A 21,626-nucleotide genomic window follows, 5' to 3' on the forward strand; every position below is an offset into this window, starting at 1 on the left:
GCTACATAAACATGGTAACATACGTTCGGTTGAAAAGCACGTATAAACATGCACTTGCCAAAAATTGAGGTACTTTTTTTATCCTCACTGTTTAAGGCCGCTTCTCCCAAGGCTCAAGCTGACCGATAGTTGTTATCCTGTTTTTATTTTTAATTGCTTTTATAACGCCATTAGAAATCTCCTTATTTGTTAACCACCTTGATTGATTCCCTTCTATTACAAACCCCAGGCGAATTTGATAGTATACACAACTACCGGGTAATTTTACTTCTCGCTTCATTGCTTTCAAATTTGAGTTGCTCCCTAAAACATGAAATAATTGCCACTCCTTTCTATTATCAGAAATTTGGTCAGTTACTACTTTCAACGCCTTAGGAGCATCTGAGTGAATCCATGCTACGACAAGTTCCAACTCTCCGTTTTCGCTTATTGTTGAATTCACGCGTTCCTGTAATCCCTCATTATCCTTATAATCAACCAATATAGATGTTATGTTATTGTTTAATTCTGTCTCTTCCAACAGTCTCTGCATGCGTTCAGGATTCCTTGCAATAATGGACGCATGATAGTCATTCTTTATTAACCATAGGGATACCCCTGATAACATACCTGTCCCACCAATAATTAATGCATGCTTCATTTATTTTCCTCCTCATGATACAATTCATTATATTATTAAAGAAGGTGATGACATGGCTCCATCAAAGATAATACGAGGAATTGACAAAGGAACTTTTTTATTAAAAAGAGACTTTAGCCAAGAAAGCAACTGGCGAGCTGACCACTGCTATAAGTTTATTTACTCTTTAGATGGAATGATAAATTATCAAACGAACAGAAACCAAATAAACTTTAATCATCATCAATATATTCTATTTAACCCACAAGATGAACATAAACAATTGGCAGTAGAAGGCAAAAAATTTCTAATTGAATTAAATCCTACTTTCCTTAATCACGTATCAAAATCTCTTGGTTTTGTGGTGCAAAACGATATTCAATTTGCTCTAAATGTACAGAAAAGCCCACAAATATCCAACTGGGTCAAATTTGTACTAGATTATATAGTTATTGAAAAAATGACCCGCATGCAGTGGAATTATTTTTAGAGCATAGCTTCTCACAACTCGCATTAATTTTACTAAAAAACGCTGTTGGTACACATACACAGGATATACATGTAAATTCTTACAAAATAATTAGTCCGCAAATATATGCTACAATATGCGCTTTAAAAGAAAGTTATCCCTATTCTTGGAATCTAGATCAAATGGCAGAAATAGCTAATTTAAATAAGTATCAATTTGCCCATTTTTTCAAAGAAATTATCGGGATTTCCCCATACTCTTGGTTACAACTGTATCGAATCATTCGAAGTCAGGAAATGCTAATAAAAACAGATAAAACAACCTTACAAATTGCTATGGACTGTGGTTTTTCATCTATTACTGTTTACAATCAATTATTTAAACGATTATATGGCATAACTCCTGGTGTTTTTCGAGAACGGATGAATAAATAAATGACTGCAGAGCAAATCATCATGAGCCCACAAATTATAAATAAAATTCTTGTAGACAAAAATAAGGAAAGCATTCCGAATATGCCAAGTGAAACTGCATTTGAAAAATAGAGAAGAAATGCATTGAAGCTGAAGCCTCTCCCTAGCTTTTCTGTTGGAAGATAGGTTTGTAACAAATATACTCTTACTAGACTAGATATAGGTAAACCAATGGCTGCGACTAATACACCCATAAAATAGAAGGACATGGTGTAGGAAAATCCCAATATAAGAATTCCTATACCCCAAATCAATGACCCAAACAATTACATTTTCATGCTTAATTCTTTCCAAAAGAATGGGATAAGCAGATTAACAACAATAACAATTGCGCCATACCACCCCAAAAGTATACTGTACCATTCTTCTCCACTCGAAGTTGTTTCTATAAGTTGTAATAACAAACCGACTTCCCAAACCCATGTATTGAAAAACACCATAATGACAGTCACTTCAAATAATGTTCGAATGGTTGTTTGTTTGCTCACCCAAATGGAAAAACCTCTTATGGAGACAAAAACATCTCTCATCGTTCTTTGGCTTAAGCTTTTATTGACTAATCGTTTATCGGCTAATTGAATTCTATAAATAAGAATAACGCTTACAACATATGTTATAGCATCAAATGTAAAAAAATGTATAACTTCAACTGTATTCAATAAATAGTATACTACCAAAAGGTCCTAATACAGTAACCCCTCTGGTAACTGTATCAAGCAAACTGTTCACCGACGTTCTTTCCACTTCTTTTGTAATTATTGGTAAAATCGCTCTATGAGCAGGATTAAAAAAGCACCCTAAGCAATGAATGAGAAAACTACCTATAACCAAATGCCAATAGCTTAGGAGATCTAACTGATGGATAAAAACTAGCAATAATATTACAGGTATTCTGATAAGATCAATACATATTAACAGCTTTTTCTTATCTACCCAATCCGCAATTACTCCCCCTATAAGACCAAATATAAGGTAAGGAGCTACTTGCGAAATTGCTACAATTGTTGTATAAACACTTGATGCTGTCATCTCATAAGCTAAAAACATAAAAGCTAAACCAGAGATAACATTGCCTAAATTTGAAACAGCAGCTCCTAATAAGTAAAAAATAACATTGCTATTGTTTTTCATCACTTCTAAATACATGCCAAATCACCTCTTTCTAGAGTGTAATCTCGTTTCGAGGTGATTTCTTCTATGATATTGCGAACTAAGTAAAAATATGGGTCGTCTATTTAACCCGCTAAGGAAATATACTGGCTGGTGAGCCTCCTCGTGATGGCGCACTGTGAGGTCTCACCGATGCCTTTAATCCCGCAGGAGTGTACGTAAATAATTTCTGCTAAATACTAAACTGTTTGCCTTTAGAGCATACAGTTTAAGCCCAACCTCTTCTAACCATTTATTTCAAAATTAATCTAATAAATCACTTAAACCTACCTCATCTAGAATATCCTCAAGCGTTCTGCCACCTTGCTTTTCTCTTGGAACTGGAGCATTCTCTGCATTTTCATTTACACGTAAATAATTATCAACAATTATTTTCATATCCTTTGCATCAATACTTCCATCTTGGTTAATATCTGCTTTTTTCGGTCCCTTTCCTGGTTTATTAATATGATTCTTTAAAAAGAAAGCATCTTTCATATCAACCACGTTGTCGCCATTTACATCACCAACAAATTCTTTTGGAAGTTCATCATCATAAACATTTAGATTTAAACACTAGCGTTGCATAAACTTTTTATAAAGTAGTCAAGAAAAAACAACTTGTGTCAATACTAAGAATAATAGGAATTATCAATACAAAAACGCATAAAAAAACCTTATAATTAGGGTATGGTAGTCCTGTCCAAATCCCAAATTATAAGGAGTCTCTCATGGACAATCATACCATAAAAATGGTATTCAAGGAATACATTCATCCATTAGATACAAAAGTTATTCAAAAAATGATTGATATGGAAGGGGTAGACAAGTATGTGAAAAAGCTAGATACCATTGCCTATATTCGCTTATTTATTTACGCACAACTTAAAAAATCAGAAAATCTTGCAGTAATCAGTCAGTCTGTTTCACGCAAAAAAACGGTGCAGCGATTAGTAGGTATAGACAGTATCAGTAAGTCACAACTCTCGCGTAAGAATAGACAAATCCCACATGAAATACCAGAAGCTATTCTTCGTCATCTCATTCAAAAGGTACAGTATACACTAGGACCTGTGAAAGCAGGAAAGGCATTGCTTCAGCTGCATTTGATTGATTCATCGACTATTTCCATGTGTCTTAGTGGCTATGAATGGGCTGATTTTCGAGAAACAAAAGCCGGGATTAAAATGCACACTTCAATTAGGTTGTGCAATGATACGCTCTCGCTAGATAAGATGATTCTAACGCCAGCCCGACCAGCGGATGAGACACAGCTGGATGAATTAATTGTTTATCAGTTAGATGTGCTTCATGTATTCGATCGCGGGTACTTCAACTTTGCGAAGTTCGATGCCTATTCGGAAAAAGGAATAAAATTTGCAACGCGTATCAAAGCCAATACAGTGGTACACGTCGTGGAAGAGTTACTCGTGGATCCATCTTCTCCCATCACACGCCATGCCATGGTGACAATCGGAAACATGAAACATCCATTACAATTGATAGAGACAACAGATAGTAATGGCAAGCCTATTCGGATTGTGTGTAACGACGCCAAGCGCAGTGCGCAAGAAATCAGCGATATCTACCGAAACCGCTGGAAAATAGAGTTGTTTTTCAAATGGATCAAGCAACACTTGGTCATTACAACATTATATGGTAGGAGTGAAAATGCCGTTTATAATCAAGTCTATCTTGCAATGATTACCTTTTGCCTGATCATCCTAATGAAAAATAAAATAGGTTTCAAAGGAACCTTGCTGGAAATGTTGCGTTGGATAAAGGATGGTTACGATCAATCCATGGCAACCTTTATTTTGAAAGTACGTAAAGAACCAGAGCGAGAGTCCAGTGGACGACGAAAGTGGGACAATGAGCGAATTTTTGCAGAGACCCTAGCACAATATGAGACAGGAGACGTGTTACACTTAGATGATTTAACATACGATCCATTCGTTTAAAAGTATATACTATTCAAAAAATGGATGAAGGGCTACCTCTCATGCCTGTTGTCTTTTTTTCATTGTGTACAAATAACATATATCAGAAAATTCTGTTACCTATGTCTCAAATGGAAAATTAACGCTTGACTTGAAGCATTACTTTTTATGCAACGCTAGTGAGATTTAAAGTAAATTGGTTATCCTCACGAAATAACTTATCCTTCTTCACAGAGTACCAATTCACTTCCACATCATTACTACCTTCTTTAAAGGTCAACAGCATAACCATTCCTATGTCTAATGGCTGCATAAACTGAGCATCTACCAGAACTTGTTTAATAGAGTTACCATGATCACCCTGGTCTTCTCTAACAACTAAATCCTCGCTACCAATATGTCCAGCTGTTACTAAGATAATATTTTCATGCTTTCTTACAAACTTATCCCAAACTTGGTCACCGTTATTTGCATCAGAAATATATTTCCCTGGGTTATCCATATGGTCAAGGCTATGATGCTCTCCGTTATGATACAAATACGAATGGGTGTTTACAATAATTTTTTTCTCTGCATTATCTTCTGCTAATTGATTAGCCCAAGCCAGCACCTCATCTCGCGGACCGTACTCCAGATTAATCACCATATACTCCACTCCATCTATATCAAAGTAAGAGTACGTATTCTCCATCTCTCCTTCGATGAATGCTCCACCAAACGAGTTTGCTTTAGAATACGCTTCATATGGAAAATATTGATTGTAGTATGTTGTAGTACGGTTGTATTGATTGTTGTAATCATGATTACCAGGCACAAAAACGTAAGGAACAATGCCATCTAAGTAAGACATACCTTCTTCCACTGTCTGCCATTCCTTTATACTTCCTGGGTTATTAACTAAATCTCCTACATGCATCACAAATTCCATGTTTAATTCGTCTGCATTTTCTTTAAACCAAGTCATATAATCCTTAAACTCATTTGGGAAACGCTGAACAAAATTCTGAGTGTCAGGAATTACAGCTATGGAATAACGGGAAACAGTGTGAGGAGGTCCTAGCTGCCTTTAATATTGATATTGCATTTATAACAGTAAATGCCTTATCCTATGAACACGGTTTAACGGATTTTAGAGTGCATGAAGTCGGTGTTATCAAAACCATTCTTTCGCGAACCAAATATAAAGTAGTCGTGGCAGATTCATCTAAGTTTGAAACTTCTTCTTATATTAATATTTGTTCATTAAAAGATATTGATCTCATCGTTACAGATAACTCTATACCATCACATATAGCAGAAAAATATAATAATCATAATATACGAGTTCTTTTTCAAAGTGAAGGGACTAGATAGAGATAGGACCATTAGGCATTAAAAGAATCATTTTACACTCTCACTCTTATTAAATTTTGCAAAATAAATAAAGGTAAAGGACTCCTCTCTCTACCTTTATTTATTCATCTGTTTCAGTATAATCGCTAAATGGTATATGTAAAATACTTCAATTTTATATTATAATACTCCTCCATATCCTCCCTCAAACGGCTCTCCAGAGTTAATAATTCATGAACAATATAATGTAAATCAAATACATTATCAATGTCCGCTTCTGACCAAATAGATTCCAATCTAGCTTTATTAGAGAAAGGAAGCACTGAAAGTATTGCACCTTCTTCCTCATCGTGTTCAATTGTATAATAATGGAATTCAGGTATATAGTCCTTCGTTATCCTTTCTTGCCATTTATACAAAGACTTATAAAATTCTAGGATCGGAAGTTCTGCCTCAAAGTATAATGTGTTATTAATTTTTATTGAAAACATAGCATCTACTGCTAAAACAGCTGGAACATCACTTCTATCCTTATTGGAGATAATACATTTATCACTTACAAAATGGTATTCAAAATGGAAATTATTATCGATAATAATTTCCATTTATCTAGACCCCTTTCATTTAACCGCCTTTTGAATTGTTTACATTTTCGCTTTTGAAAACCAACGATAAATAGCCAACTTTTAAAACAAGCGTTCTAATAACAAGCATTAGAACGCTCTCTCTTTTGAGCTTTATTTTAGTTGTAACTGATACATAAGTTGAATAATATTATCTTCTTGTACGGTATCTGTTGCTACCTTGTTCTTTTGTGTTTTCTTGCATTTCACACATTGATGTAATATCTGATGTCCTTTTTTCGCAGAGTAATCTAGGACTATTGGTTTCATTAGCCCTTTACATTCACTTAAACGATCACCAGGGTTATTGTCCAAATGTTCGGAATATAAACAGTAAGGGTAACTACCATTTGTTAATCGTATAACTTCAGCACCACATTTTTCACATTGAAAAGAGGTATTCTCTCGTTTTCTAGTCATTCGCTTTCCTCCAAGATGAATTTTCACCTATGGAGAAAAGGGTTGCGTTTGTTTTTCTGCGTGTAGCAGTTCCAGGCTTTGAATAAGAGAGACCTATTCACCGTTTTATATTTTAAAGCCGGCAAATGTTTTATGTAATTCATGATAGAGCATCAAAAGGATCATCACTCTTAGATTTTTCCGTTTTCAAAAGGTCAATACAACGGTTTATAGCATTATTTAGAGAATGTGTAACCCTCACTATCGACTTACAACCATTTTTAAAATGACTAGGACTAATAGCTCGTTTGCTTAATCCATAGAAACTCAACATTCCACCATTGGTATTGCAGTAATTTAAAAACTGTGTCCACAAAAACCGTACGTATTATTACATACACAGTTAATATTACACTCCATCCCCACTACCAAAACCAAGATTTCAGCTTTATATTTTCATAGATATCTCTGTACATGAGATTAATTTCCATAAGTTTAACTTGGTTCTTTTCGAATCGTTGTAAAAGTGCTTTATTAGCTTTCCCATCAAAGTTATGTTCTAGTTTATTTATGATACCTCGATGCTTTTCCGAAAGCGGTTGAATCGCATAACAATGGGTAAGGTACTGCTTGAAGAATTCCACATTTGGTTCTAAATCATTTCTTATTTGTTTCTTTAACTCCTCTTCTTGCCTATTCGTTTCTAAATAATTTTGCCACCAGTCAGTAATATCCTTATCTTTCATCAACCCACCTCTTCTCTGCTTCAAAAATTGCATTATTTAAGTTGTAACCATTGAGCAAGTAATTGATCCATATGGGTAAAGTCCTTGCTCATTTTATCCATATTATAAGCAATGTCTCCTGTATCCAATTGGGATTTTTGAAGTTTGGTCAATAATTCTTCAAATTCACCGATATCCAATAACATGGGCAATCCTCCTGGACCAACACCTGTTAGATGACGGAAGATTTCCTCTACATGAGAAGCATTTAACTTATCATACTTGCCAAAACCGACAGCATTCATGTATTTACGCTTCAACTCTATCATCGTTGTTATATAGTCATCGAGAAAATGTGTCAATGCCTTTCTTGTGGCTGCAATTTGTTCCTCACTTTCCTTCATCTCAATAACATAACCATCCATTAAACTGGACTGGATACGAATATGAAAGTCAGAAACACCACTATTTTTCAAAACTAGGGGAGACATCGTTAATTGATCTTGTATTTTTTCATCGTATAATAGCCGAGGCAAGAAATAGCCTTTCTCATCATACATACTATTGTCCATATAATTCTTAATGCCGTGGCTACTTAATCCCCAGCCTCCTTCTGCCGGATTACCCATATAGTAAACAGAACCTATCGAATCTTTATAGAATGTTCCTACAGCATCATCCGGGTAGGTGTAAGAAATGACATTATCCTTAAACTCACCACTTAATGCTCGCTTTTGATTTTCTTCAGATAATAAATCAAAGACATCCGCCGCAGCGAAGGTAATAGCATTCGAATCATATTCCACAGCATAATATTGAGCAAGTCCACCGCCTAATGAGTGACCAACAAAGGTAATATTATTAGCTCCATATCTTTTCACATATTTATTTACAACATGATCCGCTTCGGTAAATTGATTTTTATTGGTATACGTGATGGTTTGATCGTTGGGGTTTAACTTAGCCTTACCAGTAGCGAGAGCTGCATCTTGAGAGGGTCTTGCTGTATAGGGTGTTTTTCCATATTCTTTTTTGCTATAATTGGAATCACCAAGGACGATTCCTTCTACATCTTCTTGAACATCCTTTGCGAATTCGGAAAAGTCCGTGTCTTTCGTTTCATAAATCAGATTACCATCTTTTAGTTTCGCCCCTCCCCCAGCTCCGGCTAGACGGGCATCTTGAGATGGTGAACCAACATACTTTTGTTCCACTTGTTTTGTCGTTGTCTTTGGAGGTTCTGTTCCACGAAAACTGATAACAACTTCCTCTGTGTCGGGGTTCTGTAGAACATAGCCATGTAGGCCGGTGTCTTTATCTTTGATGGTTTCGATATTTTTCCAAGTAGATATTTTCCCATTTCCTAACTCTACATAAATTTCAGAACGATTATCTTTATAAGTTCTTTCCGAAAGTCTACTTGCTATTTTATCATTAATGTTATTAGTCAATTTTATCACTCCTGCTATAAGTAATGGGAGTGTCAATAATTTTGTGTAAATGACACTAAGCCCTTTTGTAAGAATTAAGCTAGTTATTTATTATAAACGACCTTGCAGGTCGGACTGTGACTTTCTTCTTCAGTTACTAACCCCATAGCTGGTTCTCACCAAGGGTCAAGCGTATTTGGCTTGATGCTTGGTGAGAACCAGCTAAACTTCCAAAACTGAAGAAGATTAAGTTTCGATAGCTTCAAACATTTTAAGTAGTTCTGGTTTAGCTTTTTCAAACCCTCTATGACATCGCATACTATGTTTTTCAATATAATGATGGAATTGCGTGACTAAATAACGTTTGAGCGATTCCTCATTCGGAAATTGCTCTTTGGCTTTGATATGGCGTTTGATTTGCTTATTAAAAGACTCTATTAAATTCGTGGAGTAAATACTTCTTCGAATAGAAGCCGGAAAATCAAAAAACGTTAGGAGTTGTTCATGCCCCATCACATTTTTAATGACAGATGGATAAAGCTTTTGCCATTTCTCCCGAAATTGTTCGAGTTGAGATTCAGCTTCAGTACGATTTTCAGCTTGATATACCTTTTTAAAGTCATTAGAGATGTCTTCACGATCGCTGACGCGTACTTTTTTAGAAATATTTCGAGAAACATGTACGCAGCAAACCTGATGTTTCGCTTTAGAGTAAACACGATGAATCGAATCGGTCATTCCTTTAAGCCCATCAGAGACAAACAACAGAACGTTTTTAACGCCTCGTTCACGAAGGGACGAAAGCATCTCTTCCCAAACGTGAGCTGATTCCGTTGGGGCAATCGTATAATCCAAAACTTCCTTTGTGCCATCTTCGGTAATGCCAATCGATATATAGACAGCTTCTTTTTGGACAGTATCGCGTCTAATTGGAATATGCGTAGCATCTAAATAGACACAAACATAGCGCTCGTTGAGCCTTCGGCTGTGGAACGCTTCTAAATCCTCTGATACACGCTGAGTGATATTGGAAATGGTCTGTTTCGTATAGTGATGGCCGTACATTCGCTCAATAAGTTGAACGATTTCGTCTGTCGTGATGCCTTTTTGATACATATGAATGATATAACTTTCAAGAGTATCATTCGTGCGATTATAAGAGCCCAGAGTTTGTTGCTTAAATTCACCGTTACGATCGCGTGGAATATCAATATTTAATTCCCCATATTCCGTTTTAATTGAACGAGGGTAAGTGCCATTACGTGAATTGCCAGAATTAAAACCTTTTCGATCATAAGGTTCATAATCTAAGAAAGCTGTCAATTCATTTTTGAGTAATTGATTGACTGCTGACTCAAGATGTTGGCGAAAAACTTCTTGGATATCCTGTTTTTGGACTAGAGCTTCAATTAAATCTGTAGTAACATGGTTCATAGGGAAGACCTCTTTTCTGTGAATTTTGTCGGCTAACTTAATTCTACAAAAAGGGTCTTCCTTTTTCTATGTTCTAAAAATCATTTACACAAAATATTTTATACTCTCTAAGTAATAATCAAAGGAGGTTATCTTATCAAAAAAGTATTTTTTTTATCAATTGTTTTTATTATACTATTAGGAGGTTGCAATGTGAACTCTAATAACGAAACCTATGATGATACAACAAAAGAAAAAGCTACAGAAGCCGTTAAGCAGTATTTAAAAAATAATTTTGAGGGAATCGAATCCGTTAAGATCGATAATATCTACCAAAGTCCAATGGGAGGATTGACCGTTGATGGCAATGTTAATGAAGGAGTTGCTGACTTTTCAGCAGGGGTTGAAAATGATTATACTGTAGGAAGTATAGGGTTGAGTGAAGGGTTCCCCGAAAGGAAGGAAGAATGTAAAGAACGATCGTGTAAATAATAAAAAGGAGGTATTCAGCATGTGAAAATATCTTATGTTTTTTATAGTTACCACTATAGTTCTTACTGGATGTAATGTGAACTCATCCAATAATAATTATGATGACAAGACGGTTAGCAAAGCTAAGGAAAAAGTAGAAAGCTATCTACGTCATAACTATGAGGATATAAAATCAGTGGAGTTTAAAGATGACATGAGTGACCCTATGGGTGGTTTGATGATTCGTGGTACAGTCAATGGAAAAGCTGATTTTTCTGCTAGTGTTGACCCAAAAGAATTTAAAGTAAATAGCATGGGGGAAAAAGAAGGATTTCCTAAAGTAAAAGAAGAGTGCAAAGAAGAGGTTTGTGATTATTAAATAGGACGGTATTCAGCATAGTAAAATCAAACCATTTAGTTTGAATCAAACCTCGCCCCTCTACCCGACTATAAACATAAGCAAGATAACTATGGCTTTTCTTACATTTCCAAAATACTTTATCATGAGATCCTTTTGTCACATCGGCAGGTGTTAGGTCTCCATTCTGATTGTAGTCCCATTCACTTGCAAGATGCGGATGTGTAGTAGAAAGACAGTTAGTAAGATTGACCCTTTTACCTGCACAATAAGGGCATCCCTCACCGCCACCAGTTCTCTCATTAATCATCTTATCGTATGTTGATCCACACGTTTGACAATCCCAATACACAAGTTGATTAGAAAAAGGTAAATATGTAACGGGAGAGTTAGAGTCGTTCTTCTCATAGTTCCATTCTTTTGAGATTTCAGGAAACAATAATTCCAAGTTATACTCTTCTGTTGCTACTTTCCATGACAAACCTCCATAACCTTGGGCTTTACTGCCAATTTGAGCTAAAGTTACTTGCTTTTGTTCACAGATAAACCATGCCTTGAAATTTGAATATTGCCTGAAATGTTCGGGTCTTAACGGATAGTTTTCCTCATAGTCCCATATGGTTTCTATTTCTGGACACTTTTCCAATAGATTACTTTTTTCTATAATAGGTGGAATTTGAGCAAGTATAGGGATATTGACAATAACCTTTTTCTACTAATAATCGACTCTTTTCCTTATCAATCACTATTCTTTCCCTATGGGTATGTCCCCCATCATATTCAATAATAAGGTTCAGTGAAGGGATGAAAACATCTACGGATTTATACGTTCCAATTCCCTCTATTTGAGCATTTAATTCTGCATCAGTAAAAGGTTGTTTAATATAAAAATATATTGCCAGTTCTGGAAAGCTAACATTATATCTTTCATGGCATTTTGGACATCCAGTATTCTTTATTGCCCTACTTTTTGCTTGTGTTTCCCAAACATGCTCACATTCTTTGCACCTCCTAAACAATGATCTTATCTGAACCAGATCTTACATTGACTAAGGTGTTCTCATTATTTTCTTATGGATGCCATTCTTCAATTAAATCAGGTCGTTCTTCTGCAATGAAACCTCTTGTGTTCTTCATTTTTCTCTCCATGTATCTTGATAACAATTTATTAATTCAAGAATACCACTATTGTCTTATTTCGTCTTACTTCCCATCATTACTTTCTCCTACTATATATCCCTGCTAAAATGTCGGTATCCAAAGCCACTCCCCCTCAACCCCTTATTCCCCAAGGCTTCCACCCTCTTATCTCGATTTTTTCTTCCCTCCATTATGTTATTAATTTCTTCCCCAAAAGCCCCATTTTCGCCTTCTTTTTTCCACTATGGGTTGTATCGAATATTCGGATAATGTTAAATAGATCTTCCCTGAACGAGAACAGAAATAAGAAAAAAACATGAGAAAAGAGAACTGAAATGCCTCTTATTTCATCACTCTCTTTCTTCTTTCCCGTGTTCTTTCGAAATGTATAGAAAGCGATATGAAAACCACCTGAATCCCTATTGGACAAGGAATTGAAGAGATACTGAACAAAACAAAAAGACTGAATCCGTATTGGACCCAGCCCTAATTTTATATTGTTTTTTGTAGAAAAAGCGATTGAGTACATATTGTTCGCCTGCTCTTTTTCTTCTCTCTTCCTTCCGCTCCGGATACCAACTTTTTAGCAGTAGGTACCGACTTTTTAGCAGAGGGAAGTGGATTTTAGCAGGGCGATACATCATGTAGGTTTATAAAAAAGTTCAATCAAAAATTATGCATAAACAGCGATAAAACAATCAACATTATTTTTTGTTTTATAAAAAAGATTGATCAAAATCAAGTTCGATTAATGCATTCTTAACCAAGCTTTATTTAAAACGGTGCATCTTTTTTATAAATTACTTTTATTTCAAGTCCTTAATTTTAGATTTGTAACAAGGTTTGACCAAAAATACCACAAGCCAACTTCACGGTAAAAAAAAGAATCCATTTCGAAAAAAAAATGATCAAAACGGATTCTTTTGCAGCAGGTTTATGTTTCGGTTATTATAAAAATTTGTTATTTTCTCTTATGTTGCTCCACAATCGCTCCCTATAGTAGACCTATAAAATACTCCCGTCGAACAAGAAGCCTTATAAACTTGTTGAAATATTTTTCACCCTAAAGCAATCTTGGAATTGTTAAGCTCTGGTTCAACCCTTTTCTTATCATTTGTTAATCTAATTATTTTTTTAAAATTATCCTCTGATTGCTTAATTTCATCATTCAAATGTTCGATTATATCACTAGCAACTTCGGAGAATAAATTACTCTTTTCATATCTTAACTGAAATTCAATCAACCTTTCTTCAGAAATAATGTACTCAAAAACTTTATCGTAGAAACATTTGATATCATTAACATCACTATTGCTTAATTCTATTTTTATTTTATCTAAATCTTCTACCATAAGATTTACTACCTCATTTTCTTGATCCATAAACTCCTCAACTTCAACAATCATTACTATTGTTTCTAACTCAATATTAGTTTCACTAGACTCCATATATATTTCTCCTTTTCCCAAACATTTCTTCGCTTCCTTCTAAATGGACTAAAGCTTTCTCTTTCCAAATCAATTCATCTCTTTCTTCTATGCCAATAAGCTTGTTCGTATATAGATTCCCCCAATAATAAATATTAGTTGAATTAATTTTATAATCGCAATATATAGTTTGACTAGGTAATGTATTTATTGCGATATTAGAATTATGCGTTGATACAATGATGGTTTTTCCTTTATCTCTTAGCTCTTTAAGTTTAGGAATGATGTAATCTGTTATATACTTTTGACCTAGACCTCGTTCAATCTCATCAAACAAATAACAATCATAATTTTCATCTTCTAGTAAGCCACTTATTGTGATAATCGCTTTTTCACCTTCTGATGGAAGATAGTCTTCATTACCGTTGATTTTTACTACGCTTTTTTTCTTAATAATTTCATTAGAAAACGCTCCTGGAGAAACCATTCTCTCTTCAAAATCAAAGTAATCATTTACCCCTTTAAAATTATTTACACCAAAACTATGGATTTTTTCTATAATACTTCTATTTCTTTTGATTTTATCTCTATCGAATATCTTTCTCTCATTATAGGTCTCACCAGGTTGCAAAACCTCTATACTTGTTACCAAATAAGTGTTTCCTTTATTTGGTATATACCCTAGTTTGTTAGTTTTTTTATGTTGCACCTCTTTTAATTTTATTTTTAAGTCACTATTTACTTCTATCCTTTTTAATCGATTTGAAACTAACCCCGCGAAACCAATGTTATTAGGCTTGGACACTTTGCCTGTCTTTTTTTGCACTGAATTTTTTATAGTTGTTAAAAATGAGTCACCGTTTTCGCTAATGAACGTTTTCTTATAATCTTCCACTGCTAAATCTATAAGATCATCTTTTAAATAATTCAATTGCTCATTAAGCAAATGCTTTTCTACTTGCTCATCTTTTCTAATATAATCGTTAATGTCTTTCACATCACTAATTTTTGCAATCTCTTCTTCAAGATTTAATGAAATTAATTCAAATGTATTTGTATCACTATTGTTAAACTTAGAATCAGTTTTTTTAATTTTTTCCGCCTTCTTATTGGCGCTACTATTATTATAATACTTTTTAAAATGCGTTATAAAGTCCGAGAGTGTAAAATATTTTGTGTAAATAGAAATACCAATTAAACAAGTTCATAGAAAAAGGAAGACCCTTTTTGTAGAATAAAGTTAGCACACAAAATTCACAGAAAAGAGGTCTTCCCTATGAACCATCTTACTACAGATTTAATTGAAGCACTAGCAAAAAAACAAGATATTGAAGAAGTTTTTCGCCGTCATCTAGAAGAAGCTATTAACCAATTACTAAAGCATGAATTAACTGTATTTCTGGATTACGAACCGTATGAACGCAAGGGAGTTCATTCAGGTAACTCTCGTAATGGGTTTTATGACCGTACTTTTAAGACGGAGTACGGTGAGCTACAACTTCGTATACCAAGGGATAGGAACGGAGAATTTCAACAACAAACAGTGGCTCCATATAAGCGTTCTAATGACACGCTGGAACAGTTTGTTATTCACCTTTATGAAAAGGGAATCACAACAGATGAAATCGCACATCTAATCGAACGAATGTACGGACATCATTACACCAAACAGACCGTANAAGTCCGGTTGGACAGCCTCATTATAATTTATTATAAATTCAAAGTTATTCTCTATAGCCTTTAAAATTCTTTCGCTTATTATGACGGATTTTTTATAGTTGTCTATAATCTCACCATACTGATCATTGTATTCCTTGCCTTCGTGTAAAAAAGTACTCAAGCCTTTATTCTTTAAATATGGGTATATATATTTTTTTAATAATATTGTTTTCCCAGATCCTTTTTCTCCAAAGATAACGTTTATATCTTCATAAATCTTTATATCATTATTAAGTTTTTCCTCATCCACCTTAACAGGTATTGAATGCGTAAACGTGTCCTGCAAATAGGTATTTATAAAAACATTTGTGTTGCTAGCTAATTCATAAAACATCTTAAATGAGCTTATTCTGAATTTAATGTCGGGTATCTCTGATTCGCTATATTCACTCCAATCTTTTACATCACTACCGATTAGTGATAATTCATTGTGTGCATTTATTACACCCATTGTTTGCAATTTCCCTGCTTCTAAAATAATTAAATAATCCTCAAGATCACTTGATAGTTTGTTTTTTGCTTCCACATTTAGTGAGCGTTTTTTATCTTTATCAAGAAAATGAGGTATAACTATTATATCTTCAGGGTTGAAGTTTTGAACACTATGTATAAAATCATTATATTCAAGATAATAAGTGTCATAATCTCTGTCAGGCTCATTATCAAATATTTCTAGGAACTTTTTTCTTTTTTGGGGTTCACAAATTGCAATTATATGGTACTGTTCATCCCTGTACTTTACATCCAATTCAATGCCAGGGAATACTACTAAGTATGGGTCTTCATTGATAATTTCTTCATAAGCTTTCATATCAAAATGATTATGATTTGTAATCGCACATATCCCTACATCATTTTCTCTCATCTTTTTTATAAAATCATTTGTCCCAATAGTCCTTTTAGGTCCGTCACCTTGCTTACATTTCTTTGTATGTAAATGTAAATCTATTTTCATTCTTATACTCCTTTTCTAAAAGGTCTGGTTATATTTGTTCATTCTTATCTGGTGGAAACTGTTAATTATAGTTTAGCAGTTACACTGCCCACTTGAGGAAGTTAGTCAAATGTAAAATCAAGCAAATTTGTACAACAAGTATACCATTTTTGATTCCAAAATCAGCATTTTTTAGCTTTAATTATCCAAAAGGAATTAAGTGGTAAACAGTCTACCATCCAGTGTTAAAGACTACGTCACGGATGGTATCTTTTTTTGGCTGTAAATCAAAAACTCACCTTTTAGAAAGGTATCGATAAAAAGTAGCCCTACTAATACCAACTGCATCCAATATTTCCTGGATATTATATTCTTTACTATCATACATCCGAAATGCTATACCCAATTTGGATTGATCTTTTTTTGGTCTCCCTCCTTTTCTTCCTCTAGATCTTGCAGCATCCAGTCCAGATTTTGTTCGTTCCGAAATAATATCACGTTCAAACTGTGCCAACCCACTAAAGATTGTAAAAACAAGTTTTCCCATAGCCGTGGTGGTATCAATGTTTTCATTAATTGAAACGAAATTAATTCCTTTTTCCTGAAAATCATTAATGAGATCCACCAGATGTTTTGTACTCCGACCTATTCGGTCAAGTTTATAAACAACTACTGTATCATCCTCACGTAAATAAGTCAGCATTTCTGTAAAGGCTGGTCTGTCCTTTTTTGTTCCTGTGATTTTCTCAGAGTAGATATTCTTTTTTTCAACACCATATTGTTGCAATGCATCAAATTGCATATATAAATTTTGGTCTTTAGTACTCACTCTTGCATATCCAAATAACATATTTTATAACTCCCTTGAAAACTCTTACTCTTATATTATCAAAATCATTAAACGATGTACATATTGACACTTTGTTTTTGATACGGCTTTTGAAACTAGAGGGGCGCTGTTATGTCGCTAAAATACTTTGAAGTTATTTTCAAGTAATGGCAGTATCAAAAACGTTCGTTTTTGATATAGTTTGAACATGGTTTGACAGAATAAACTTGACAATAAATACTTAATAAAATAATATTAAGTAAGCACTTAGTAAAGTTATAAAATTGAAATGAGGAATAAGATGAAACAATCAGAGCGATCAGCACAAAGTAGGGGAAAATTAATTGATACAGCGTTGGAGTTATTTTCTTCAAAAGGCTATACTGGTACGACGGTTAAAGATATAGCCAAAGAAGCCGGTGTAACCGATGGTCTCATCTATCATTACTTCTCATCAAAAGAAGAACTTTTACATGCAGTCTTGGCGGAACATAATTTCTTAGAAGAGGTACGACAGATACTTCAATCTCACGATGAACTTCCAGTTGACCAGAAACTTTATAAATTGGGTAAAAGATTATTAGAATTGATGGTTAATAAATCCTCGTTAATTAAGTTGGTTTTTGGTGAGTCACAAAGAAATGAAATGATGGCAGAAAAACTGGAAAATCTGATTAGTGGGGGCGTTACAGCACTTGGTGGTTTTTTGGATAAAAGAGCGAAGAACGGGGAAATTAAGGATATTGACCAACTGTCGCTTGCCAGACATTTTATAGGATCGTTATTCCTTTACTTCATGACTTATGGAAAATCACGTACAGAAAAAGAGCATAAGTTATATTTAGAAACGGTGGTTCAGGCGTTATGTGAAGGTATCAAAACAAATTGATACTTTTTCTTCGCTATAAAACTTAGTAAGCACTTAATAAATGGGAGGTATTATGCATGGTTGCTATTGAGACGAAAGAACTTGAACAGGCCTATAAAAACAAAGGAGGGACATTTTATGCGTTAAAGGATTTAAACCTTAATATCAACAAAGGAAAAGTGTTTTGTTTGTTAGGACCAAATGGTTCTGGCAAAACAACAACGATAAATTTAATTAATGGACTTAATCGGCCAACTGCAGGAAATGTTAAGGTCCTTGGACTTGACCCGATAAAAGATATGAAAAAGGTTAGACGTTTGATTTCGGTTGTACCGCAAGAAACAGCTCTTTATAATGACCTTTCTGCTAGAGAAAATTTGCTATTCCATGCACAATACTATGGGCTGGAAAAAAGCAAGTGGCATAAGTATTCAGATGAAGTATTAGATCTTGTAGGGTTGACAAAAAGGCAATATGACCGGGTTGGAACGTACTCGGGTGGAATGCAACGACGTTTATCCCTTGCACGAGCTTTAATAACGGAGCCTGAAATTATACTTCTTGACGAGCCAACATTGGGGGTTGATGTGCAATCTAGAAATTCAATCTGGAATCATATACGAGAATTCGTTTCTGAGGGAAAAACGGTGCTCTTGACAACAAATAACATGGAAGAGGCGGAGTATCTGGCTGATGAAATTATGATTATCGATCACGGAGAAGAAGTTGTGCATGGAACACCGCAATCATTAAAGGAAAAAATTCACCAGAATCTGTTGGTATTTCGATTTGACTCAGGGCAATCTGCGCAAACAGCCTATGAGTATTTGCATGCTTATTATGAAACGAAAGTAGATCAAATGACTGTTCAAGTTACGATACCTGACAAAGACTCTCATTTTGACATTATGAAACGGGTCGAACCACTTTCTGATGTTATGGGAAGTTTTGAAATGCGGGAGCCAACTTTGAATGACGTATTTTTACACTTTACTGGAAGACAGTTAAGAAATTAAGGGGAGGTGATTAATATGTTGACAGCTATCCGATCAATTGTTGCAAAGGACTTGAAAATCTCTATTCGTAATCCAGTTATGCTTGTATTAAGCATTATTGTTCCGGTTGTGTTCATTTTTTTGTATTCGCTTGTAGCACAAGTTTCCTTTACAAATCCAATTGCTATTGCAAACAATTCCGATGGGCAATACAGTGATCAACTCGTTGATAGGATGAAGGAAATGAAGTCGGTTGATGGCCCTTATTTTGAAGTACTTACGACAGATCCCGAGAAGGCTCATGAAAAGTATAATGGTGGGGACGTTGCTGGGGTAATAGAAATTCCGGAGTCATTTGATGAGAGCTTAGATAAAGGGAAGACGCCGGAAGTCAATTTGCGTGTTCGAAACATGAATGCCGATACAACCAAAAACTTAGAACTTCGTCTATCACATGCGGTGTATCTTTTTCAGGAGGATCTTGCTCCAGACCAAAGTATTGATGTAGTTAACAGTTATTCAAAGTTCGACCAGGACGTCTCTTTTAAATGGTATACCGGTGTTGGTTTATTAGTATTCGCTGTTTTGTATGCCTCTATGGTCAATACTGGAATGCTGCTGACTAGAGAATGGGAAGATCGGACGGCCAAGGAACTGATTTTGACACCATCGAACTTTTCATCATTAATTTTAGGCAAATGGACGACATCGTTCATTCAAACATTGATATCAACACTATTAGTTTTAGTTGTTTTGATATTTATGCTTGATTTTCCACTAACACGTATCAATATAACGTTTGTCTTTTGGTTATTTATTTTATTTTTGCTTGGTGCATCTATTGGAGCCTTAGCAGCATCAACGATTAAGAAAACATTACCGATTATCACATTGTCTGCACTTATTGGCATATCGGTATACTTGATTTCTGGTAATGAATCATCTATTCGTGGATTTGCTTACGGAGGTTTCGTTGAACCTTTATGGAAGGTCGCAACTTATATTCCAGTTACAGATATCACTAACCAACTTCGATTGATAATTATTACTGGAGGTAGTTCGTTTAATATCATAAGTTTACTCCTAACAATAGGTCTAATTCTGGCGTTTGGAATAGCATCTGTTTTTATGTTGCGTAAAGGTTTGCGTATTTCTGGTGGACAATAAAATCAAAAGGCAGAAGGAGGGATAAGAATGGGAATGAAAGTGTGGCTTTATGCTGTTATTGCTGTATTTAAGCGGAATTTAAAATTATTAATACGACAGAAACAATTACTTGTGACACCATTTATATTACCCATTGTTGTGTTAATTTTAGTATCCACCATCATGGGGGGCAGTGATAGTTGGGCGATTGGTTTAATTGATGAATCTGATACCGATACTTCACATGAGCTTATAAATAGTCTTGAGGGTATCCATTCGGAAATAGAACCTTACTTTGACGTTATAGAAACAGATCCCGATAAAGCACATAATGCTGTGAAGGGCGGAAGGCTTCACATGGCTATCACTATCCCTGAGGATTTTGAGAAGACGAACAAAGTTTATACGGAAACCTATAATATTAATACAGATATGATGAAAAACGTTAAACTTAGGTTAGAACATGGATTATTAAAGGAAATGGATAATCGTGGTGATTTAAAAATAGAAACAAACCTGCAGACCGAGAAACCTTATGCTGTACCACGTTCTGCCTTTTTTGCAGGTAGTGCCTTTTTGTTATCACTCATGTTGAGTGCCACGATTGTTGCTGCTAATCTCTTTAGTTTTGATCGGGAAAATCGAACGCGTAAGGAGATTTTATTAACACCTGTGAATGTTCATTCAACTGGATATGGTATTATGCTTGCGTCAGTGACGGTTGCTATACTAACTTCAATACCAACTTTATTATTAGGTGTCTTTGCCTTTCAGTTGGATTTGCATCATCTGACACAAATTTATTTGATCATGATCCCATTTATGTTCATGTGCGCTACAGCGGGCATGGTTGTGGCACATTTCTTAAAACGATTCCATATTATCCAGCCTATTATCATCATTACATTTATTGGGACGTTTTTTGCAACAGGTGGGTTCGCAGGTGTATCTATGCTTCCTCCAATAGCACGTGGATTTTCCACCTTCTGGCCGTTTTCTTATATATTTGAGTGGCTAAATCCACTTCTTCATGGATTTAGCAGTCATTTAAGTTCAATGCAATACTTGCTGTTAGTACTTGCAGGTATCTTGGGCATATTACTGGTACCACTCATATATAGACGCGAGCTAAAGGGGAATATCAGCGGAGGACAGTAGTAGAAGAGA

Annotated in this window: 24 protein-coding genes and 2 pseudogenes; 11 read left to right on the forward strand and 15 right to left on the reverse strand. The window is 34.9% G+C overall.

Translation table 11 applies throughout. The features are described from left to right. Nucleotides 1-91: 91 nt before the first annotated feature. Entirely contained in the window at nucleotides 92-640 is a 549-nt protein-coding gene (locus B2C77_RS19340; RefSeq protein WP_077706530.1) for a short-chain dehydrogenase, read from the reverse strand. Between the two features lie 52 nt (nucleotides 641-692). Here B2C77_RS19340 and B2C77_RS19345 point away from each other — a divergent pair, with 52 nt between their 5' ends. After that, nucleotides 693-1,109, forward strand: a complete 417-nt coding sequence (locus B2C77_RS19345; RefSeq protein ID WP_077706531.1) for a hypothetical protein — start codon at nucleotides 693-695, stop codon at nucleotides 1,107-1,109. Continuing rightward, entirely contained in the window at nucleotides 1,094-1,522 is a 429-nt protein-coding gene (locus B2C77_RS19350; RefSeq protein WP_077706532.1) for a helix-turn-helix transcriptional regulator, read from the forward strand. Before B2C77_RS19345 ends, B2C77_RS19350 begins: the two co-directional genes overlap by 16 nt. Before the next feature lie 305 nt (nucleotides 1,523-1,827). Here B2C77_RS19350 and B2C77_RS22590 read toward each other — a convergent pair whose 3' ends face one another. The 3 genes and pseudogenes from B2C77_RS22590 to B2C77_RS19360 form a co-directional block, all read right to left on the reverse strand. Beyond that, the gene (locus B2C77_RS22590) at nucleotides 1,828-2,220 is read right to left on the reverse strand and encodes a hypothetical protein (RefSeq protein ID WP_367946654.1); all 393 of its coding nucleotides are present in this window, start codon (nucleotides 2,218-2,220) and stop codon (nucleotides 1,828-1,830) included. Next, nucleotides 2,207-2,707, reverse strand: a complete 501-nt coding sequence (locus tag B2C77_RS22595) for an MFS transporter (RefSeq protein WP_367112745.1) — start codon at nucleotides 2,705-2,707, stop codon at nucleotides 2,207-2,209. The genes B2C77_RS22590 and B2C77_RS22595 overlap by 14 nt, the downstream gene beginning before the upstream one ends. 267 nt (nucleotides 2,708-2,974) lie before the next feature. Continuing rightward, nucleotides 2,975-3,226 (reverse strand): annotated as a pseudogene (locus tag B2C77_RS19360) (dockerin type I domain-containing protein); the annotation flags it as partial. A gap of 215 nt (nucleotides 3,227-3,441) precedes the next feature. Here B2C77_RS19360 and B2C77_RS19365 point away from each other — a divergent pair. After that, entirely contained in the window at nucleotides 3,442-4,671 is a 1,230-nt protein-coding gene (locus B2C77_RS19365; protein ID WP_077706534.1) for an IS4 family transposase, read from the forward strand. Nucleotides 4,672-4,816: 145 nt separating this feature from the next. Here B2C77_RS19365 and B2C77_RS19370 read toward each other — a convergent pair whose 3' ends face one another. Further along, entirely contained in the window at nucleotides 4,817-5,677 is an 861-nt protein-coding gene (locus B2C77_RS19370) for a metallophosphoesterase (RefSeq protein ID WP_077706535.1), read from the reverse strand. On the opposite strand from B2C77_RS19370, the gene B2C77_RS19375 reads away from it, so the two are divergent. Then, nucleotides 5,632-6,003 (forward strand): DeoR/GlpR family DNA-binding transcription regulator, encoded by a 372-nt coding sequence (locus B2C77_RS19375; RefSeq protein ID WP_077706536.1) that lies wholly within the window; start codon nucleotides 5,632-5,634, stop codon nucleotides 6,001-6,003. The genes B2C77_RS19370 and B2C77_RS19375 overlap by 46 nt on opposite strands. A 125-nt stretch (nucleotides 6,004-6,128) precedes the next feature. On the opposite strand, the gene B2C77_RS19380 is transcribed toward B2C77_RS19375, so the two are convergent. From B2C77_RS19380 to B2C77_RS19400, 5 genes are all read right to left on the reverse strand, one after another. Continuing rightward, the gene (locus B2C77_RS19380; protein WP_077706537.1) at nucleotides 6,129-6,587 is read right to left on the reverse strand and encodes a DUF7878 domain-containing protein; all 459 of its coding nucleotides are present in this window, start codon (nucleotides 6,585-6,587) and stop codon (nucleotides 6,129-6,131) included. Between the two features lie 132 nt (nucleotides 6,588-6,719). Continuing rightward, nucleotides 6,720-7,025, reverse strand: a complete 306-nt coding sequence (locus tag B2C77_RS19385) for an RNHCP domain-containing protein (RefSeq protein ID WP_077706538.1) — start codon at nucleotides 7,023-7,025, stop codon at nucleotides 6,720-6,722. A 404-nt stretch (nucleotides 7,026-7,429) separates the two neighbouring features. Further along, entirely contained in the window at nucleotides 7,430-7,750 is a 321-nt protein-coding gene (locus B2C77_RS19390) for a hypothetical protein (protein ID WP_077706539.1), read from the reverse strand. Between the two features lie 32 nt (nucleotides 7,751-7,782). Continuing rightward, nucleotides 7,783-9,180, reverse strand: coding sequence for a Tle-like phospholipase domain-containing protein (locus B2C77_RS19395; protein ID WP_077706540.1), 1,398 nt, complete (start codon nucleotides 9,178-9,180; stop codon nucleotides 7,783-7,785). A 225-nt stretch (nucleotides 9,181-9,405) separates the two neighbouring features. After that, the gene (locus B2C77_RS19400) at nucleotides 9,406-10,593 is read right to left on the reverse strand and encodes an IS256 family transposase (RefSeq protein WP_077701816.1); all 1,188 of its coding nucleotides are present in this window, start codon (nucleotides 10,591-10,593) and stop codon (nucleotides 9,406-9,408) included. Nucleotides 10,594-10,785: 192 nt separating this feature from the next. Here B2C77_RS19400 and B2C77_RS19405 point away from each other — a divergent pair, with 192 nt between their 5' ends. Beyond that, on the forward strand, nucleotides 10,786-11,064 hold the full coding sequence (locus tag B2C77_RS19405; RefSeq protein WP_176087372.1) for a DUF1433 domain-containing protein: 279 nt from the start codon (nucleotides 10,786-10,788) through the stop codon (nucleotides 11,062-11,064). Between the two features lie 34 nt (nucleotides 11,065-11,098). After that, entirely contained in the window at nucleotides 11,099-11,422 is a 324-nt protein-coding gene (locus tag B2C77_RS19410) for a DUF1433 domain-containing protein (protein WP_077706542.1), read from the forward strand. On the opposite strand, the gene B2C77_RS19415 is transcribed toward B2C77_RS19410, so the two are convergent. The 4 genes from B2C77_RS19415 to B2C77_RS19430 form a co-directional block, all read right to left on the reverse strand. After that, nucleotides 11,379-12,047, reverse strand: a complete 669-nt coding sequence (locus B2C77_RS19415) for a zinc-ribbon domain-containing protein (protein ID WP_077706543.1) — start codon at nucleotides 12,045-12,047, stop codon at nucleotides 11,379-11,381. The two genes, B2C77_RS19410 and B2C77_RS19415, sit on opposite strands and share 44 nt — an antisense overlap. Nucleotides 12,048-12,051: 4 nt before the next feature. After that, nucleotides 12,052-12,420: a zinc-ribbon domain-containing protein gene (locus B2C77_RS22650; protein ID WP_438272971.1), complete on the reverse strand. Its 369-nt coding sequence runs from the start codon at nucleotides 12,418-12,420 to the stop codon at nucleotides 12,052-12,054. Between the two features lie 1,179 nt (nucleotides 12,421-13,599). Then, entirely contained in the window at nucleotides 13,600-13,989 is a 390-nt protein-coding gene (locus B2C77_RS19425) for a hypothetical protein (protein ID WP_077706545.1), read from the reverse strand. Continuing rightward, nucleotides 13,979-14,965, reverse strand: a complete 987-nt coding sequence (locus tag B2C77_RS19430; RefSeq protein ID WP_077706546.1) for a P-loop NTPase family protein — start codon at nucleotides 14,963-14,965, stop codon at nucleotides 13,979-13,981. Before B2C77_RS19430 ends, B2C77_RS19425 begins: the two co-directional genes overlap by 11 nt. A 279-nt stretch (nucleotides 14,966-15,244) precedes the next feature. On the opposite strand from B2C77_RS19430, the pseudogene B2C77_RS19435 reads away from it, so the two are divergent. Next, nucleotides 15,245-15,646, forward strand: a pseudogene (locus B2C77_RS19435) (transposase); the annotation flags it as partial. Between the two features lie 1,270 nt (nucleotides 15,647-16,916). On the opposite strand, the gene B2C77_RS19445 reads toward B2C77_RS19435, so the two are convergent. Then, on the reverse strand, nucleotides 16,917-17,471 hold the full coding sequence (locus B2C77_RS19445; RefSeq protein WP_077706548.1) for a recombinase family protein: 555 nt from the start codon (nucleotides 17,469-17,471) through the stop codon (nucleotides 16,917-16,919). Between the two features lie 280 nt (nucleotides 17,472-17,751). Between B2C77_RS19445 and B2C77_RS19450 the strand changes: the two genes are divergently transcribed. From B2C77_RS19450 to B2C77_RS19465, 4 genes are read left to right on the forward strand one after another with little or no spacing between them, the layout of a single operon-like run. Beyond that, nucleotides 17,752-18,339, forward strand: a complete 588-nt coding sequence (locus B2C77_RS19450) for a TetR/AcrR family transcriptional regulator (protein WP_176087373.1) — start codon at nucleotides 17,752-17,754, stop codon at nucleotides 18,337-18,339. A gap of 56 nt (nucleotides 18,340-18,395) precedes the next feature. Beyond that, nucleotides 18,396-19,334 carry an ABC transporter ATP-binding protein gene (locus tag B2C77_RS19455; protein ID WP_077706550.1) on the forward strand — a complete coding sequence of 313 codons (939 nt, stop codon included), beginning with the start codon at nucleotides 18,396-18,398 and terminating at the stop codon, nucleotides 19,332-19,334. A gap of 15 nt (nucleotides 19,335-19,349) precedes the next feature. Further along, a complete protein-coding gene (locus tag B2C77_RS19460) occupies nucleotides 19,350-20,480 on the forward strand; it encodes an ABC transporter permease (protein WP_077706551.1) in 1,131 nt (376 codons plus the stop codon). 27 nt (nucleotides 20,481-20,507) lie between these two features. Next, nucleotides 20,508-21,617 carry an ABC transporter permease gene (locus B2C77_RS19465; protein WP_077706552.1) on the forward strand — a complete coding sequence of 370 codons (1,110 nt, stop codon included), beginning with the start codon at nucleotides 20,508-20,510 and terminating at the stop codon, nucleotides 21,615-21,617. The last annotated feature ends 9 nt before the right edge of the window (nucleotides 21,618-21,626 follow it).

This window comes from Virgibacillus dokdonensis (genome assembly GCF_900166595.1).
GTDB lineage: Bacteria > Bacillota > Bacilli > Bacillales > Amphibacillaceae > Virgibacillus > Virgibacillus dokdonensis.

Coding starts and splice junctions, on each gene's coding strand:
- B2C77_RS19340 (WP_077706530.1), bottom strand. CDS start 640: ATGAAGCATGCATTAATTATTGGTGGGACAGGTATGTTATCAGGGGTA.
- B2C77_RS19345 (WP_077706531.1), top strand. CDS start 693: ATGGCTCCATCAAAGATAATACGAGGAATTGACAAAGGAACTTTTTTA.
- B2C77_RS22595 (WP_367112745.1), bottom strand. CDS start 2,707: ATGTATTTAGAAGTGATGAAAAACAATAGCAATGTTATTTTTTACTTA.
- B2C77_RS19365 (WP_077706534.1), top strand. CDS start 3,442: ATGGACAATCATACCATAAAAATGGTATTCAAGGAATACATTCATCCA.
- B2C77_RS19380 (WP_077706537.1), bottom strand. CDS start 6,587: ATGGAAATTATTATCGATAATAATTTCCATTTTGAATACCATTTTGTA.
- B2C77_RS19385 (WP_077706538.1), bottom strand. CDS start 7,025: ATGACTAGAAAACGAGAGAATACCTCTTTTCAATGTGAAAAATGTGGT.
- B2C77_RS19390 (WP_077706539.1), bottom strand. CDS start 7,750: ATGAAAGATAAGGATATTACTGACTGGTGGCAAAATTATTTAGAAACG.
- B2C77_RS19400 (WP_077701816.1), bottom strand. CDS start 10,593: ATGAACCATGTTACTACAGATTTAATTGAAGCTCTAGTCCAAAAACAG.
- B2C77_RS19410 (WP_077706542.1), top strand. CDS start 11,099: ATGTTTTTTATAGTTACCACTATAGTTCTTACTGGATGTAATGTGAAC.
- B2C77_RS19425 (WP_077706545.1), bottom strand. CDS start 13,989: ATGGAGTCTAGTGAAACTAATATTGAGTTAGAAACAATAGTAATGATT.
- B2C77_RS19445 (WP_077706548.1), bottom strand. CDS start 17,471: ATGTTATTTGGATATGCAAGAGTGAGTACTAAAGACCAAAATTTATAT.
- B2C77_RS19450 (WP_176087373.1), top strand. CDS start 17,752: ATGAAACAATCAGAGCGATCAGCACAAAGTAGGGGAAAATTAATTGAT.
- B2C77_RS19455 (WP_077706550.1), top strand. CDS start 18,396: ATGGTTGCTATTGAGACGAAAGAACTTGAACAGGCCTATAAAAACAAA.
- B2C77_RS19460 (WP_077706551.1), top strand. CDS start 19,350: ATGTTGACAGCTATCCGATCAATTGTTGCAAAGGACTTGAAAATCTCT.
- B2C77_RS19465 (WP_077706552.1), top strand. CDS start 20,508: ATGGGAATGAAAGTGTGGCTTTATGCTGTTATTGCTGTATTTAAGCGG.